General features: G+C 56.4%; 11 protein-coding genes. 9 read left to right on the top strand and 2 right to left on the bottom strand.

Annotated features, from left to right (window positions below):
• The first annotated feature begins 104 nt into the window (after positions 1 to 104).
• The 8 genes from Q31a_RS29095 (at position 105) to Q31a_RS31030 (ending at position 10991) form a co-directional block, all read left to right on the top strand.
• On the top strand, positions 105 to 932 hold the full coding sequence (locus tag Q31a_RS29095; RefSeq protein ID WP_231690994.1) for a class I SAM-dependent methyltransferase: 828 nt from the start codon (positions 105 to 107) through the stop codon (positions 930 to 932).
• A complete protein-coding gene (locus Q31a_RS29090; RefSeq protein WP_145086241.1) occupies positions 933 to 2297 on the top strand; it encodes an APC family permease in 1365 nt (454 codons plus the stop codon).
• Positions 2298 to 2572: 275 nt separating this feature from the next.
• Positions 2573 to 4021, top strand: a complete 1449-nt coding sequence (locus Q31a_RS29085) for a hypothetical protein (protein WP_231690993.1) — start codon at positions 2573 to 2575, stop codon at positions 4019 to 4021.
• 399 nt (positions 4022 to 4420) lie between these two features.
• Positions 4421 to 5395: a DUF1559 domain-containing protein gene (locus Q31a_RS29080; RefSeq protein ID WP_197355905.1), complete on the top strand. Its 975-nt coding sequence runs from the start codon at positions 4421 to 4423 to the stop codon at positions 5393 to 5395.
• Between the two features lie 118 nt (positions 5396 to 5513).
• Positions 5514 to 6467, top strand: coding sequence for a DUF1559 family PulG-like putative transporter (locus Q31a_RS29075; RefSeq protein ID WP_145086235.1), 954 nt, complete (start codon positions 5514 to 5516; stop codon positions 6465 to 6467).
• A 71-nt stretch (positions 6468 to 6538) separates the two neighbouring features.
• Positions 6539 to 8140 (top strand): DUF1549 domain-containing protein, encoded by a 1602-nt coding sequence (locus tag Q31a_RS29070; RefSeq protein WP_197355903.1) that lies wholly within the window; start codon positions 6539 to 6541, stop codon positions 8138 to 8140.
• 91 nt (positions 8141 to 8231) lie between these two features.
• A complete protein-coding gene (locus Q31a_RS29065) occupies positions 8232 to 9458 on the top strand; it encodes a DUF1501 domain-containing protein (protein ID WP_197355901.1) in 1227 nt (408 codons plus the stop codon).
• Entirely contained in the window at positions 9459 to 10991 is a 1533-nt protein-coding gene (locus Q31a_RS31030) for a CREC-EF hand family protein (RefSeq protein WP_231690992.1), read from the top strand. It begins immediately after the preceding gene.
• A gap of 42 nt (positions 10992 to 11033) precedes the next feature.
• Here the strand turns inward: Q31a_RS31030 and eutB are convergent, their stop codons facing one another.
• The gene (gene eutB, locus Q31a_RS29055) at positions 11034 to 13331 is read right to left on the bottom strand and encodes an ethanolamine ammonia-lyase subunit EutB (RefSeq protein WP_197355899.1); all 2298 of its coding nucleotides are present in this window, start codon (positions 13329 to 13331) and stop codon (positions 11034 to 11036) included.
• Between the two features lie 216 nt (positions 13332 to 13547).
• Complete coding sequence (locus Q31a_RS29050) at positions 13548 to 15077, bottom strand: ABC transporter permease/substrate-binding protein (RefSeq protein WP_197355897.1); 1530 nt, start codon at positions 15075 to 15077, stop codon at positions 13548 to 13550.
• 471 nt (positions 15078 to 15548) lie between these two features.
• On the opposite strand from Q31a_RS29050, the gene Q31a_RS29045 reads away from it, so the two are divergent.
• Positions 15549 to 16553, top strand: a complete 1005-nt coding sequence (locus Q31a_RS29045) for a sodium:calcium antiporter (protein WP_145086226.1) — start codon at positions 15549 to 15551, stop codon at positions 16551 to 16553.
• The last annotated feature ends 115 nt before the right edge of the window (positions 16554 to 16668 follow it).

Here is a 16668-nt window from a genome sequence, read left to right as displayed (position 1 = left end):
ATAGTTGTAAGCTAGCGACTGCAAAACGTCCGTAGCGTTTGCAGTTCTATTGGAGGTCCGGCTCTTTTTTTGAGTTCTTTTCACGGTAGCGAGAGGATGACGCAATGCGATTCAAGGTATTTCTCCCTGTTACGAAGGTCGTCGAGCGGGGTATCCCGCTGAGTGGTTTGCGAGGTGAACTGCCACGGGGATTGCTCGCGGTACTGTTAGTGTCCAGCTTGCTTGTCAACTTTTCCGCAGTGGTTGTCGCGCAGGATGCGGTCCTCGACGATGGGGCTACCGCTTTGGCAGAAGCTCCAGGGCGTGCGCCGAACTTGCCTGACGGGATCAACGATGCCTTCCTCGATCCAGAAATGAAAGTCGAAGATTATATCAAGCGCTTTGAAACCGAGAGTCGCGAGGTCTTCGCTTGTCGGCATCAAATATTGAAGGCGATCCAACTGCAACCCGGCATGGAGGTTGCCGATGTTGGCTCAGGGACTGGCCTCTATCTGGGACCTCTATCGCAGGGCGTTACTGAGACGGGGAAAGTCTATGCCGTCGATATCGCGCCGCAGTTCGTCAAACACTTGCGGCAGCGCGCCAAGCACGAGGGGCTGGACAATGTGCGCGTAGTCCTGTGTTCGGATCATGACGTAAACTTGAAACCCAACAGCATCGATCGCGTTTTCATCTGCGATGTCTACCATCACTTTGAATACCCCGAAGCGTCTCTCAAGTCGATTTATGAGGCCATGAAAGATGATGCGAAGCTGATATTAGTGGACTTTCACCGCGAGGTGGAAGGCGACCGGAAAGAGTGGTTGATGGGGCACATTCGCGCTCCACAATCGGTTTTCAAGCAAGAGTTTATCGACGCCGGATTTAAGTTCGAAGAAGAAGTGAAGATTGATGGTTTCAAGGAAAACTATTTACTGCGATTTGGAAAATAATTGAGCGAAGTTCAAGCATCCAACGCCACTCCCAAAACTCCGTCACTGGAAACTCCGTCACTGGGCCTCACGACGCTTACCACTCTAGTCGTAGCCAATATGATTGGAGCGGGGGTGTTTACGTCGAGTGGTTTTTCCTTGGCTGCTCTAGGACACCCGGGGCGGGTGATGTTGGCTTGGTGGTTGTGTGGGGCTTGGGCGATTTGTGGCGCAATTTGCTACGGGGGACTGGTCGCTCGGCTACCATTGTCGGGCGGTGAGTATCTATTCTTAAGTCGGTTTGTGCACCCAGCTATCGGATTTCTCGGTGGCTGGGTGTCCATGATCGCCGGCTTCACCGCACCCATCGCAGCTGCTGCCCTAGGTGCGGCCGTTTACGCGATGCCCACTACCGAGGTGGAGCCATGGCAGGTCAAAGCCTTGGCGGCTGGAATTATCATCGTCGCCACCGGATGTCAATTGCTCGGTGCTCATGTGGGTGGCACTGCGCAAAATATTATCGTCTTTGCGAAGCTGGCGCTGCTGGTTGTGATTATCGCTTGGGCGTTTTTATTCGCTCCCAACGAAGTGTGGCAGGGGCGGGGACTCGTTGATGGCCCCAGTAGCTGGTGGCCAGAGAGTTGGTCTGCCTGGGTGGTCCTGGCTGGTTCGATGTCCTGGATTGCATTGAGTTACACCGGTTTCAATGCTGCTATCTACGTCGCTGGCGAAGCGCGTAAGCCGACTCGGAACGTTCCGCGATCGATGATCGTCGGTACGTTAACCGTCACGGTCGTCTACCTATTGCTCAACTATGTGTTCGTCTATGCACCGGCACCGGAGTCCATCGTAGGGCAGGAGCGAGTCGCGGGAATCGCGGGACTTGCGATCGGCGGGGTAAGGCTGCAGAACTGGATACGCGTAACCATCGTGCTATCGATGACAAGCAGTGTTTTTGCGATGCTGCTCACGGGACCGCGGGTGTATCAACGCATGGCGGACGATGGGGTTATGCCAGCACTGTTTCGGTCGACCGGTGGCGTGCCACGCTGGGCAATCTTAGTGCAAGCGGCGCTCAGCCTGGTTGCGGTGTGGATCGCGAGCTTGTTGGAGTTGATGATGTACCTCGGGCTGACCCTGTCCGCCTGCGGTGCCCTAGCGGTCATGTCCCTATGGTGGGCCAAGCGACGTCTGCCCGACACGCGACCGCTGAGTTGGTGGGAGAATCTGGCGATGGTTGTCTATTTGAGTGTCACCGCCTGCATTATTGCCGCTTCCTATTCGACGCACTTTTTTGGCTTTATCGCCATGTTGGCCACCTTCGTTCTTGGTATGGTGGTCTACGGTATCGTTAGGATGATGTCCAATTGGCAGACCAAGGTGTGACCGGCTGACGTCGGTTGGGCCTCAATCGCGCGGCGGTCTGAGTTCGTGATCATTCCGGTTTTACCGCCAGACCCCCTCCCTGAATCGTGCTGTAGCAGCGCCTAATCTTGCCTGGCTTGCGCGGCAGATCAACAGTGTCCACAAGCTGTCACGCGATTGCTGTCACACGGTGGGTGGTAAATTCCTCAGCCCGATGAACGAGCAACGGCTCCTCGCCCCCGTGGCCGCTTCGATTTTTATCCCTCCAACTCCTCCCCAAGAATCAGGTCGGAAACATGTTATCTCAAAAGGCATTTATGCAATTCCCAGCTTCCGCAGTCGCGTTGCTCGTCGGTTGCCTTGTATGGTGTAGTTCAGGCCACGCAGCAGATGCTCCGTTTCGCGCCGGTGCAGCTACCGCGAATATCACGCCGCCCCTGGGCGAGATGGTGGTGGGTGGTTGGGAACCGGTGCCCGCGGACGAGGTGCACGATGAATTGCACGTGCGGGCAATTGTGCTCGACGATGGCGATACCAAGCTAGCGATTGCTATTTGTGACAATGTAGGTATTCCACGAGAAGTGTTTGACGTAGCGAAAGCTCAAGTTGAAGCAACGACGGGAATTCCCGTTAAGAATCAATTGTATGCAGCCACCCACACGCACTCCGCCACGACAGCGCGTGGTAAGAATTCGATGGTCAAGGACGAAGAGCTGTCAGGCTATCAGATTTTTCTAGCGGATCGGATCGTGGATGCAGTACGGATCGCCAATAAGCGTCTGGAACCAGCCCGAATTGGCTGGGGGAGTGTGGAGGAAGCGTCTGAGCTGTTCAATCGTCGCTGGTACGTTGTGGAAGAGGAGCAGCGTCGCAATCCCTTTGGTGGAGTCGACGAGGTGCGAATGAACCCCAGTAGCAGCTCGACGTTGATTCGACCGGCTGGCCCCGTCGATCCCGAAGTCTCGTACCTAGCGCTGCAGGCCCTTGACGGTCGGCCCATTGCGATCCTGGGAAACTATTCGTTGCACTATGTGGGAGGCGTGCCCTCGCGTGTGGTTTCGGCAGACTATTTCGCCGTCTTTGCGGAACATCTCGGAGGATTGCTGGAAACGGAAACGCAGTATCCACCGTTTGTCGGCATTCTCTCCAACGGTACGAGCGGCGATGTCAACAACATCAACTTTCGCGATCGAAGTGCACGGTATGCCCCGTTCGAAAAGATGGCTTTAGTGGGCCAGCTGATCGCGCGTCGCGTTCATGAATCGCTGGGCGAAGTGCAGTATCAAGACTGGGTGAAATTGGGCGCGCAGCAATCCGAGTTAACCTTGAAGGTTCGCAAGCCCGACGCAGAAATGAAGGCTTATCTGGCAGGAGTGGTCCAGCGACCCGAAGAAGAAAAGCCGTACCATCGGCATGAGAAGACCTATGCCGCTCGCACTGCGACGTTGTCGGAATCTCCCGATACCGTCGACGTTCCGTTGCAGACGCTGCGGATTGGCGATCTTGGAATCGCTGCCGTTCCCTTCGAAGTGTTTACGGAAATTGGTCTAGAGATCAAAGATCGCTGCCCTCTGTCGGATAGCTTCACGATTGAGCTAGCGGGTGGTTCCTACGGTTACCTTCCCTCGCCGGCCCAGCACGAGCTGGGAGGCTACGAGACCTGGATGGGTACCAATCGCGTCCAGCTGGATGCGTCGGAAAAAATCGTCGAGCGGCTCATGAGCATGTTTGACGCGATCAAGTAGATCGCGTCACGCCTAGAGGATCTGGCTGCGAACGTTTCGATCGCTGGGGCTCATCCCAGCGATCATGTTGGTTTTCCGTGGACGAAAAAACGTCGCTGTTGGCGTGTATTTCACCGCTACCGCAGCGGTGTGGCTCTGCCAAGAGTCGAAGCTTTGCTCCAAAATCCTCTCAAAACGCTAAGGATAAAGGCTGTTTGAGCCTTTCCGGTGGTACTGGCACGCTTCTTGCGATGCTGGACTTGCAAGAAGCGTCGCCATTGACTCTACTATTGAGACTGAATCTCAGTTGCAGCTACCAAGCAAGCTCGGAAAAGGTGGTTTATGACCGCCTGTATTCCTCCGCCAGCCAGGAACGCGACGACTATCGCTACCTACATGCCTGTTGGAAGAGGAATTACCATGCGTCTATCTTTGCGCAAACGCGCTGCGTTCACTCTAGTTGAATTGTTGGTGGTCATTGCCATTATTGGCATCTTGGTGGGGCTGCTCTTGCCCGCAGTGCAAGCGGCTCGCGAAGCAGCACGACGCATGCAGTGTAGCAATAACGTGCGGCAGATTGGTCTGGCTTGCCACAACTATCATTCCGCCTTGCGAACGTTTCCGCCTGGCCGTTTGGTTTACAACGGCTGGAAATCTGACGGCAATCCCACCAAAGTCGTTACCGGCTTCCTGGCGATGGTATTGCCCTATCTGGAAGGCTCGAACCTGTTCAATACGTACGACCAGAAGTTTGGGTTTGACGATGTGATCAATCAACCAGCGGTGAACGTTCGTGTCGCCGCGTTCCGCTGCCCGTCGTCGCCCGCCGATGAAGTCAGTCCGATTTATTCGGGTTGGAACATGGGGTGGACAAACGACATGAATGCGCTGACCGGATTGACGGGAGAGGTCTCCGATTATCAGGGAGTGCGCGGCTTGCACCACCTCCAGGGGACACCTGGCAGCGGGCAAGTTCACGTGTGGGATGGCGATTGCGGCATCCTGAATGAGTCGGCGACTCGCATTGGCCACATTACCGATGGGACCAGCAATACGATTCTGTTGTTTGAGAACGCGGGCAAGCCGGATCATTGGCGGCTTGGAAAGAAGCAGCCAGCGGTCACACATGCTCAGTTCTACAGCCACGGCCCTTGGGCTGGGAACAACGGCGTCGGAGTTTACAACTGGTCGGAAGATGGCACGGTCAAAGGCTGCGACACCTGCAATCGCTTCATTAACGTCGACAACGAACTTTCGCCCTACAGCTTCCATACTGGGATTGTGGTGATCGTCTTGGCAGACGGTTCCACGCAGACTCTGTCCGATTCCGTGGATTCCCAAGTCTTCGTCAATCTATGCAAAAAGCAGGATGGGAATGTGGTTGGGGAATACTAATTGGCAGCCCCTTTCATTGGTCAGGGAGGCTGTATTTTCCGAGCGGCACTCGGGCGGTGTCGCTCGACCGGTAGGGGATGCTTCCTCAATTCACCACGCTTCATAGTAGGATTTGATCATGGATCTGACTTGGCGATCGAGCTGGAACAAGGTGGCCGCCTGGGGTGCTTTGGCTTTGCTCGCACTGCTGGTGTTGCCATTGTTAGTAAGAGCTCGTGAAACGGCTCGCAAGCTGCAGTGCGAGGATCATCTGCGGCTATTGGCCCGCGGCTGTACCGACTTTGCTACGAATCGTCGCAATTATCTCCCCAGCAATCGCCGTGTTCCGTATACCGGCTGGAATGCACAACTCTTGCCCTTCATCGAAGAGGGGGAACTGTCGGCACGCTACGACGCGAGTCGGAATTGGTGGGACGGGGCGAATTCGGAAAACCAAGTGTTGGCGGCGACACGGCTGAGCAAGCTGCTGTGTCCATCGGCTCCCAATGGTGATCGCGTCTTGGCGTTGCAAGATCCAGAGGGGAATGCTTTTCAAGCGGCTCCGACGGATTACGTTGGCTCGGCGGGAGCCTACTTGCACAACAACGTGATCGATCAGCTCTATCGGGGAGCCATGGCCTCGCCGGGGCGAAAGTATGGAGGCTCCAACGTGCTGGCGGGACAAGCTGTGCGATTGGATGAAATCGTCGATGGTTTGTCGAATTCGTTGCTGTTGGTTGAAATGGCCGACAAGCCCAATCAGTGGCAAGCGGGGAAGTTGCACATCAATCGCACGCAAGATAGGTCGCCCCGGCCGATTGTGGAAGGGTTTGGATTCGGACAATGGATTGCACCGAATTGGAATCACCTGCGCTCGTTTGGCTTCGACGGCACCACGGCGTTTGGCGCCTGTAGCGTCAATTGTTCCAACGAGGGCTCGCTGTACGGATTCCATGACGGATTCGCGAACGTTGCCCTGGCAGATGGCTCGGTGCGTCCACTTCGGTCGGGTTTGGATGAAGAGACGATGGTGGCCTTGGTCAGCATTGCCGATGGGGAACTCGTTCATCCCGCAGACTACCTCCCACGATGAGTTCCCTTATGTTGCAGAGGCGGCCGAATAGGCGAACACGCACGCATCGTCCTAAGCGAACGGACCGTGAAATGGTATGCCGTGCGTTAGCCATTTACCTCGTTGTGGGGTTGGCCGGTGGATGCGGATTGCCGCGTGCCACAGCCTCCGAGTGGGATCGAGAGGATATTCAGAAGCTGACGTCGTTCGTTGATGAGCAGCTTGATTGCATTTGGAATGTGGCAAAAGTAGCACCTCCCAAGCAAGCGTCTCCGGAGGTCTATTGGAGGCGAGTCAATTTGGATGTGGCCGGTCGCATACCTTCCATGGATTCGGCGCGGACCAATTCCCAGTATGAGTCCGCTTCGCAGGCCGAAGACGCACTTCGAGAATTGATCCAAAGTGGCGCGGCTGCACGCTATTGGGGAAGCTTGCTGCGTAGGTTGTGGTTTCCGCAGACGGACGTCCCGCCGTATCAATACCTCCAAGCAGATACTGAGAGTTGGCTGACCGAGCAATTGTTCAATCACCGTTGCATCAACGAGATGGCGCATGAGTTGCTTACCGTTCAGTATGAAGTTCAGCATGAAGTTCAGCATGAAAAAGTGGCCGGCTCGTCCCCCTGGGCAACCCGACAGACGGCGGTCCCAGATGTTTTCATCGCAAGCAATGAGTTTCAGAGTGCTAGGATGGCTAGCAACGCCACGCGGTCGTTCTTAGGGATCGATCTCGAGTGTGCACAGTGTCATGATCATCCCTTCGATCGCTGGACTCAGCAACAGTTTTGGCAAACCGCAGCCTTCTTCGAACTCCCCGACAACCCTTCACTTGAGTTCGCCGAGGTGGGGTCGCTGAAGGTTCTAATCCCCGATTCGCAGAAGATCGTGACTGCTCAACTGTTTGTAGACGCCACGCTAAATCGCCGCGTCTACTCACCAAGTCAAGGAGAGTCGGGACGAACTCTCTTCGCAGACTGGATGTGTGACAAACGCAACCGCTGGATGGCGAGACATACCGTCGACGTCGTGTGGGGCCAGCTATTCGGAGTTCGTCTGAGCGAGTTAGCCCACCGGGCGGAATCCGAAGTGGTGCAGCATTGGGAACGACTGCACGCCGGGTTGGCCGACGAATTCGTTGCGCGAGGATCACCACTATTTCCCCTCGTCGCCGCTCTAGTACAGACCCGAGCATATCGTGCTGAATCGCAGGGAATTGGTCTGGCAGGAGGCGTCCTGAAACGACGCCAGCAGCTACTGGCGGTGTACAACATCAAAGCGTTGTCGGCCACCCAGCTGTTGGATAGCTTGCAGATGGCACAAGGGGAAACAACCGGGTTGGCCGCGGGGCCGGCGGGCATTCGGGAGCGAACGCGGCGCGCGTTTTCCGAGTCGCAACAAGTGGGCGTCGAGGGGGATCAAGCGAGATCCGTAACCCAGTTGTTGTCTTTGATGAATGGTACGGCATGGGGACAGCCTCCTGCAATTGAGGCATTAGCGACCGCCGATTTCCTCTCGGAAGCGGCGTGTATGGACGCACTGTACTGGCTTGCACTAGGACGGCCGCCGACACTCCAGGAGCTGGATCAATTCCGTGAGGCTGGACTCTTCAGTGAAGACCGTAGTTCACGGTGGGAGCGATACGAAGATGTGCATTGGATTCTTACCAACTCGGTGGAGTTCAATACCAATCACTGAAACTAAGTCCATTCGGTTCATCGAGAGTACTGCTAGGATGTCGGGTTTTCTCAATCGAAGAAGTTTATGTCGGAACGCACTCTTGGCCACGATGGCAATTTCGCCTTCGGGATGGTTGAAGTCGCTTGCAGCGGCGGCAAGTGTAATGCCGAGCCCTAAGAAGGTTATTCTGCTATGGCTCAACGGCGGACCGGCTACGATCGATTTGTGGGATTTGAAGCCTGGTCATGTCAACGGCGGGCCTTTTTCAGAGACCGCAACTCGCGTTCCTGGTCTGCGCATCAGCGAGCATCTACCGGAGCTAGCGCGTTGTAGTGATCAACTGGCCGTGGTTCGCTCTATGACTTCCAAGGAGGGGGATCACAGTCGAGCCACGCATTTCGCGCGGACCGGTTACGTGCCACAGGCGGGGATTGATTTTCCCGATTTGGGAGCACTCCTTGTGCACGAGCAGGGAGCATCGGACAGCCCTTTACCCAACTATGTCAGCATCCTTCCGCCCAGGCGAGTGGCCTTTGCGGGCAATGGGTTTCTCGAGTCGCGTTGCGCTCCGCTCTACGTTGGTGAGCAAGCAGATGCCATTGCAGATCTGACGGTGCGGGATCTGCAACCCGATCGAATGCTGCCCTTGGATCGCAGGAACCTCAGGCAGCAGATACTCCAGCAGCTGGATACTGATTTCTCCGGCATGCACCGACAACCTGTTGTGCTTGCGGGGGCAGATGTGCGACGCCGGGCGATACGGATGATGCAGCCTGAAGTGGTGGAGGCCTTCGATTTGGAAGCTGAGCCCGAACGAGCCCGCGATCGTTTGGGGCGCAATCTGTTTGGCCAAGGCTGCGTCATGGCGCGACGGTTGTTGGAGCGAGGTGTCTCTTTTGTCGAAGTGACCCTCGACGGCTGGGACACGCACAACCAGAATTTTCAACAAGTAATTCAGTTGTCAGGGCAACTCGATCGGGCCCTGTCCGGACTGATTGCAGACTTGGCCGAACGTGGAATGCTCGATTCGACCCTGATCGTTTGTCTGGGGGAGTTTGGACGAACCCCCGTTATCAATAGCAACTCCGGAAGGGACCATTGGCCACGCGCATGGTCAACGGTTTTAGCCGGTGGGGGCGTTGGGCGGGGGCAAGTGATTGGCGCGACTTCGGCGGATGGATTGCAAGTTGAGAGCGAGCCTTACCAGGTTCCCGATTTGATCGCTAGTATTTGCCATGCAATCGGCGTGGATCCGATGCAACAGAATGATTCCAACGTCGATCGCCCCATCCGAATTGCCGATCCCTCCGCCCGTTTGATCGAAGGCTTGTTCTAAATGCGATTCCAGCGAATGTGGTGGAGCTCTGTGATTCTGCTGTCTTCCGGCATGCTCTTTGCCAAGGAAGGAGGGCCTGAAGGGGAGGGCAACGCCTCTTCAATATCAAACAGTTGTCTCATGCTTGAGGTGCGGACTCAGAAAGTGGGTGTGACCCCCAATACCCCGCAGTGGTGGAGCGTGTCCTTGACGATTGACGGCATGCCGGCTCGTTCGGTTTCGCAGCAGGCAGTTCAGGCTCTCTTTCATTTTAAGGATGGTGATCGTGATGGTCGGCTTGGAATGGAAGAATGCAGTGCGCTGCCGACTCCCTTCGGCCTGCGACAAATGATGTGGGGCAACCTCTTACCGGCCATCGTCGACAAGCCGAAGGACTGGGATGAAGATCACGATGGTGCACTTTCCCTCAAAGAGTTTGCCAAGCTCTATGCGGAATTGGGGGCTGGAATGCCAGCGGTCTCGTATGGACGATTTCCCAATACCGAGCGATTGGACGCAGGGCTGTTGTCTGCCATGGGATTGGAGGTGGGGCAATCGATCGATGTCGCGAGTTTGTCGGATGCGGTTGACCTGCTGTGGACTCGGGATCTCAATCGAGACGATTTGATCCAGCCGCAGGAACTTGTGCTGCAAATGTCCTTTCCCGGTACGACCGCCACGCACCTGCTCGAGCTTCAGCAGTCGGGCGAGCGGTTGAGGGCCTGTCTGCCGCCGATGGAGTGCCTGGAGGGAGACGATAGAGAGCCTGTCGAAGGTCCGTTCAACACAGCAACCGCGAATTATTCAGGGCAAACCCTGAAATTACTGGAGCTCCAGGTCCTTGACGGTGAAGTGCAGTTGCACGAACCGTTGACGCCAGGCTTGGCTAGCGACTCGAAGGGAGCTCAGAGCGTTGTATGGCAGCACGGTTCGGATCTCCATGCGCGATTCCATACTGTGCAGTCAGCCAAAACGTTAGATCTGATGGCGGCAACCGCGAGTCAATTCAATGAATACCAGGACTGGCATGAGCTCGCAATAGCCGGCCGCCCAGCCAACGGGGTTGGCCAGCCAAGTGGCACGGTCCAGAGAATTGTGCAGTTGGTGGATGTAAACCGTGATGGAGCGATTGCTTTACGCGAGTTCGAGGAGTGGAGAACAGTGCTGTCTCAAATTCACAACGTGCAGTGGATGCTCGCGATCGTTGATCTCGGGCCGAGTTTGTTCGCCGCTCTTGATCAAAATTTCGATGGCGCCCTCGATCGCCGTGAGCTGCAGCAGTGTGGCGCGATGTTTGGAAGCCTGGGGATCTTGGAAGCAAAGCGGATCGAGCTGGGCAGCCTGCCTCTTCAGTTGCGGGGGGTTGTTAGTCATGGTCGCCCCGATTCGCTGCTGGACAATAGGCCAAGTGCGGGGCCGCGATGGTTTCAGGCCATGGACCGCAATCGTGATGGGACGCTCAGCCGCCGAGAGTTTCTAGGGGAAATGGCGCAGTTTGAAAAGCTTGATCGTGACGGAGATGGAAGCCTTACTCTGCAAGACCAACTGCCTTAGCCGCTCCGCAACATGACCGCCATTCGCTGCTGGCCGCGAAGATCAACTAGTGAGCACGCGACGAATATCGACGGCGGCCTGTTCGGGAGCCAAGGCGGTAGTGGCGATCCCCGAAACAACCTTGGTGATATTGTGGTCGATGGCACCGGTTGTCTGCCACTGCTCTCCCGTGGCGGTCGTCAAGTAGGCAGACAGGGTATGATGCCCACTCCCAGGCCGTTCTCCAATAATGTGAATCAGGTTGCGCTCCCCAGCTATGCCAGCGAACAGCGATTGACCGATGCGGTATCCTGCCCGGACGCGACCCGACTTGACCACAATTGTTTCGGGCGCAAGTCGATAACCTGCTGCAGCCAATTCGCTACGGAGTTTGCGGAGCAACGGTTGTAGCTGGCCTTCGTCCATCACAGCCAGAGCGTTCAGGCCTTCCGAGACGACGATCTGCACATTGTATTGTTCAGCCTGCTGCTGGCGTAGCTGCCCGAGCTGTTCCAGCGAGCTGGAGAGGAGCTGCTCGCCACCGGTCGGACGCAGGATGTAGTCAAGCCGTCCCTCAGAGGTGGTTTGGAGTACGACTCTTTGCGGAATCTGCGCGATGAAATCCTCGTTCCACTCAACCCAAAGGCAGCGTTTAGAGTCTTGGTAGATGTGTTCGATTTTATAACGCAGTTGGGGAGCTAGTTGTGAGGGACGTTTCCCAAACCCCTTAGCAATAAACACCCCGCGACCATCAATCTCTTGGAGCGTACGCTTTCCTGCGGCCAATATTTCTGCGTCGCTGCGACCGTCTCCCTGCCGCCGGCAGAACTGCAAATAGACCCAGGCTGGATCACCGAAATGCTTGGTTGGCTGTCCCGCAGCGTCGATCACTCCCAGCTCTTGAAAAAACTGCCACATTCCATCGTTGACGCGGAAGCCAAACTGCTCGCGCAAACGCACATGGTCTTGATAGCCAGTGGTTAAATACCCCAGCATCGGATCGATCTTGGTCGGCAGGGCCATGAGGTAGGCAGGGCAGGCTGGTGCCACTTGTTCAAGACACCAATCGAGGTCATCTAAGGTAACATCCATATGTAGTGTGGAGCAGACGTCCAGCCCGATCGTCAACCCATGGAGCTTGCCCATGACGATGTCTTCCAGGCAGCAACGCACCAACTGCTCGCGCGTGCGGAAGACTTCCGGGCCGATGAAGCCCGCAACATCATTTACATGCACCCAGGAGCGTTGCGTGTCCCAGTCGGTTCCACGGGCAATGGCTACTTGCCGAGCTAGCTGACGGGTGAGGCCATATTTGCGTGATTCATGCAAGACCATGTCGAAACCGTGAGCGTGACCGTTGGTGAAGTCGGCACCTTGGCCTGTTTCAAAGTAGAGCCCAAACCGCCCGCGACGCTGGCGGGCATATTCGACCATCTTGTCGACGCTGACGTCGAAGGTGGCATTGGCTGCATCAGTGCCAGCAATGCTCTGGAACCACAATTCGGTTGATCCTGGCTGCTGCTCTTCCACCTGGGCTTGGACGTCGATGTGGGACAGCACGCAATGCGGTAGCAAGTGGTCAATGCCAAAGGTGAGTAGCACCTCTTGCAACGTCTGCTCAACCGCTAGCACTGAGGCGGGTTCGCTCGATACGGGGTTGGTGCCCAGTAGGACATCTCCGACGGCATATGCAAACGCATCGAAGACTTGCCATCGAATATCATCAACATTGTCGGTGGGGGAATTGGGTTGAACGCGGGCTCCGAGATAACCTCTGGCTCCGATCTGGCTGCCTGGCAACGCATTAAAGATGTTGGCGCCCAATTGGGTCAGTTCGGCATTGGACATCAATTTGACCAAGCACCCGATCACATCGCTGGAGAGGCCTGGGGATATCTGATGGATTTCAGCTTCCGCGGCGGCCAGCAAAAACGCTTTTAGTTCTCCCAGGGTGGCCTGGGCCAGCGGGCCGAGCGCCGCCGGGTCGAGGCCGCTGCGCACGAATTCGCAAAGCTCGTCGCGGTGTGGAGCATGCAGATCAATTGCCGACAGAGGTGTGTTGGCCAGTAGTTGGCGAGCAGCCAGTCGAGCCGTTTCGTCGGCGGCGCTGACTCCGACAATGGCATCTCCCTCTTTGAATTCGTTGGCAGCTCCCAATAGCCGCAGGTAGAGCGCTGGATCGAAGCGACCTGCGACCCGTTCAATGTAAGCGAAAATATCCTCCGAGGGTTCGACGTGGCCGACGATCACCCCTGGTGGTAAGTCCAATTCAGCAGCGGCGCATGGCCCCCATTCGCTCATCGTTCCCGCTCCTGCTAGCATCGAACCTAGAAAGAATCGTCGATTGATCGGAGCCCACATGTGCATCATTCCCAAACGATGGTTGCGTCTTACTTTACATTTTGGAGCACTTGAGCGAGAGGCCAGCAAATTGCGGCCAGCCGCAGTCATGGCAAACAGCAATGCAATACCGAGGTGTGCTCAGCAGCTCCGGCGATGTGCTGCACCTTGAGTCTCCTGCATCTAGGATAGCATAAAAAACTCAACGATCGGTCGCACGCACAAGAGCGGGGGCGTCTAGGTTGGAGTGGTTACTAGGTGGCGTTCCGCCCAGCTGAAGGCGGCTTGAACGAGGAGTGCCAGGATGGCGGCAGGGACAGCTCCCTGGAGGATCAACCCGAGGTCGGCTAGGCGAATTCCGGTAATGATCGGTTGACCGTAGCCCCCCGCACCAATGAAGGCTCCGATCGTGGCGGTTCCGATATTGATCACCGCCGAGGTCTTAATGCCCGACAGAATGGATGGCACGGCAAGTGGGAGTTCGATGAGTCGAAGTCTAGCGGAGCTGGGCAATCCCAATGCGAGAGCCGATTCGTGGATGCTGGCCGGCAGGTTCGCCAGACCCGAGTGCGTACCGCGCACGATAGGTAGAAGACTGTATAGAAACAGGGCAACGATCGCGGGTTTCGCGCCGAGCCCTAGCAGCGGAATCATAAATACGAGCAAGGCCATTGAGGGAATCGTCTGGATAATGCCAACGGTACCGAGTATCCATTCTCCCAATCGTGGCTGTCGATAGGCGAAGATGCCCAGCGGAATTGCACATGCGATAGCCATCGTGAGAGATACCCCCACCAGCACCAAGTGTTCCAGGGAACGGGTGAGGAAGCGAGAGAAACGGCGCTGTAGCCAATCGGCATTGGGATCAGGAACTGGGATGGAGGCATCGATGTGGTCGTGTGCAAATTGGGCTGCAACCACATCTTCGGGAATGTGGTCAATCCGAGCCGACTTGTTGAGAGAGGTCATGGTCGCGTTGTCCATTGTTCCCTCGAGCCGGAGGAACTGTTCGACGACTGCGGGATGGGAGACCTCCAGCTCGGGGCGGTAGAGGATGACCGCTTCGTAGAGTGGGAAGTAAGCGAGGTCGTCTTCCAGCACGCGAAGTTCGTAGCTGATGATTTCGGGGTCGGTCGCATAGAGGTCAATGACATCGATCGAGCCACCCCAGACACCGCGATAGGCCAACGCGTGGTCGAGCCCTCGGGTTTTGGTGTGAGGTAGTTTGTATTTAGCCTTCAACCCCCTCCAGCCGTCTTTGCGATCGACGAATTCATCGGAAAAACCGATTTGCAGCTCCGGGTGCTCACGGAGATCTGAAATCTTGGTGATGTTCCGCTTCTCTGCCTGCGTTTGTTTCATGCCGATCGCATAGGTGTTATTGAATCCCAGTGGCTTGGACATCGCAATGCCTTGGGAGGCGAGTTGCTCAGCGATGCGTTCGAGTCTTGCGAGCTTCGGATCGGCCAAGATCTCTTCGGTGAGAGTACCGCTGTATTCCACATAGGCATCAATGTCTCCTTGCTGAAGGGCTTGCCAGAGAACTTGCGTCCCCCCCAGTTCGCTACGGTGATCGATGGTGGCGCCCGCATGTCTGCCTAGGGTGCTTAGCAATTCACCGAGTACGACCGATTCGGTAAAACTCTTGGAGCCGATACGCACCGCCCGCGGTTCCTCTGCCAAGCACAGGCAGGGGACAACGAAGTGAATGAACAGGAGGCAGCACAGTCGCCGAGTTGGTAGCGGCAATTGGTGAGGCATGGACATGGAGTGCTTTCGTATTCAATAGGCACGACCGAATTCGGCAGACGCGGCAAGCAACAGTGCGTGGAGACTAGCTGCAGTGTAAGGAAAACCGTGCAGCGATTCGATGAGGCAGCATCTTAGGCTTCGTCTGTAGGCGAGTACCACCCCCGACTCGGACGACGTAGCCCTCCTGGCGGACGATATCATCGATGCATGGTAGCAGGCAGGATGCGCTAGGAAGATGCGCTAGGAAACAGTGAAACGAAAGGCGGCTCGGGAGAAAATTGGCCTTACTGAACGCAATTGGAAGTCTGGCGGCAGGCGCGTTGGGCGATCAGGCGAGACGAGTGGAGCGAAAGCGCTGCGTCACCTGGCGGAGCGCCTGACAGGGGGCCCTCGCCTTGGATCAGGCGGAATGGTACTCTGCTACGGACGTAGCAGTCCCTCGTGCCGTATGGTCGCTTTCCCTTGTATTTTTTCGAACAGGACGCCATGTTCCTTTTGTCCCTTACTTTTGTTGCACTTTCAGTTGTGATTGTCGTGGCTGCCATGTTTTTGGCAAAGTTCGGTGACGAAATCTCTGAGCGGACTGGATTGGGTGGGTCGATTACGGGATTGGTCCTGTTAGCCGGTGCCACTAGTTTGCCAGAGTTATCGGTGGGGTATAGCGCGGTGAAGCTCGGGGCCGCCGACTTGACGGCTGGAGGCATTCTGGGGAGCTCGCTGGCTAACCTGATGATCTTAGCGCTGATTGACTTGGTTTCGCGACGCCCGGGCAGCATCTTAACCCGGGCTGCGGCGGCCCATGGATTGAGCGCTACGGTGGGAGTGCTATTGGCGGGAATCATCTTGATTGGCATGCTCGTCGATTCCCCTTGGACGTTGCTCAACGTTGGGCCTGCTAGTTGGGCGGTAATAGGAGCCTACTGTCTGTGTGCGAGGCTGTTGTTTTTGGATGAACGTGAGTCGGCCAAACTCTTGGCCGAAGAATCGACCGCGGAACCGGGGGAGTCCAAGAAGAACGTTCGGGGAGCTATGGTTAGTATCGGGGGGTTCGCGGTGGCTGCTGCAGTCATCTTTTTTGTCGCACCCCGCATGGCCACGACGGCCGATACCCTGGCGGAAGTTACTGGTCTGGGCCGCACTTTTGTAGGGACGCTGCTGCTGGCTGTCGTGACTTCGTTGCCCGAGGCGGTATCGTCGATTGCTGCAGTGCGTTTGGGAGCAGCGGACATGGCGATCGCCAACATTTTTGGAAGCAACGCCTTCAATATGTTGATTCTAGCATCGCTCGATGCGAGTACCACCGATTCGCTCCTGCAGGTCGTTTCGGGGACGCACGCCATCACGGCTGCTGCTGCCATCGTCGTCACCGCGGTGGGGTTGCTAACGCTGCTGTACCGTCCGCGCAAGCGGTATTGGTTGATTGAGCCCGATGCAGCCCTAATTGCCCTATTGGTACTAGGTGCCCTGTATCTCGTTTACATGGCTGGCTAGGCAAGATTGATCACAGGGTGGGGAATATACCGAGCCGGGTAGACCGGAAAGGGCGAACAACACGGTGAAAATGACTACAATGGGAGTCTCGCCTCGCTAGTTGATCGGACTCCCT

This window comes from Aureliella helgolandensis (assembly GCF_007752135.1).
GTDB lineage: Bacteria > Planctomycetota > Planctomycetia > Pirellulales > Pirellulaceae > Aureliella > Aureliella helgolandensis.
Note: the sequence above shows the minus strand (reverse complement) of the source record. Positions and strands in the feature narration are given on the sequence as shown.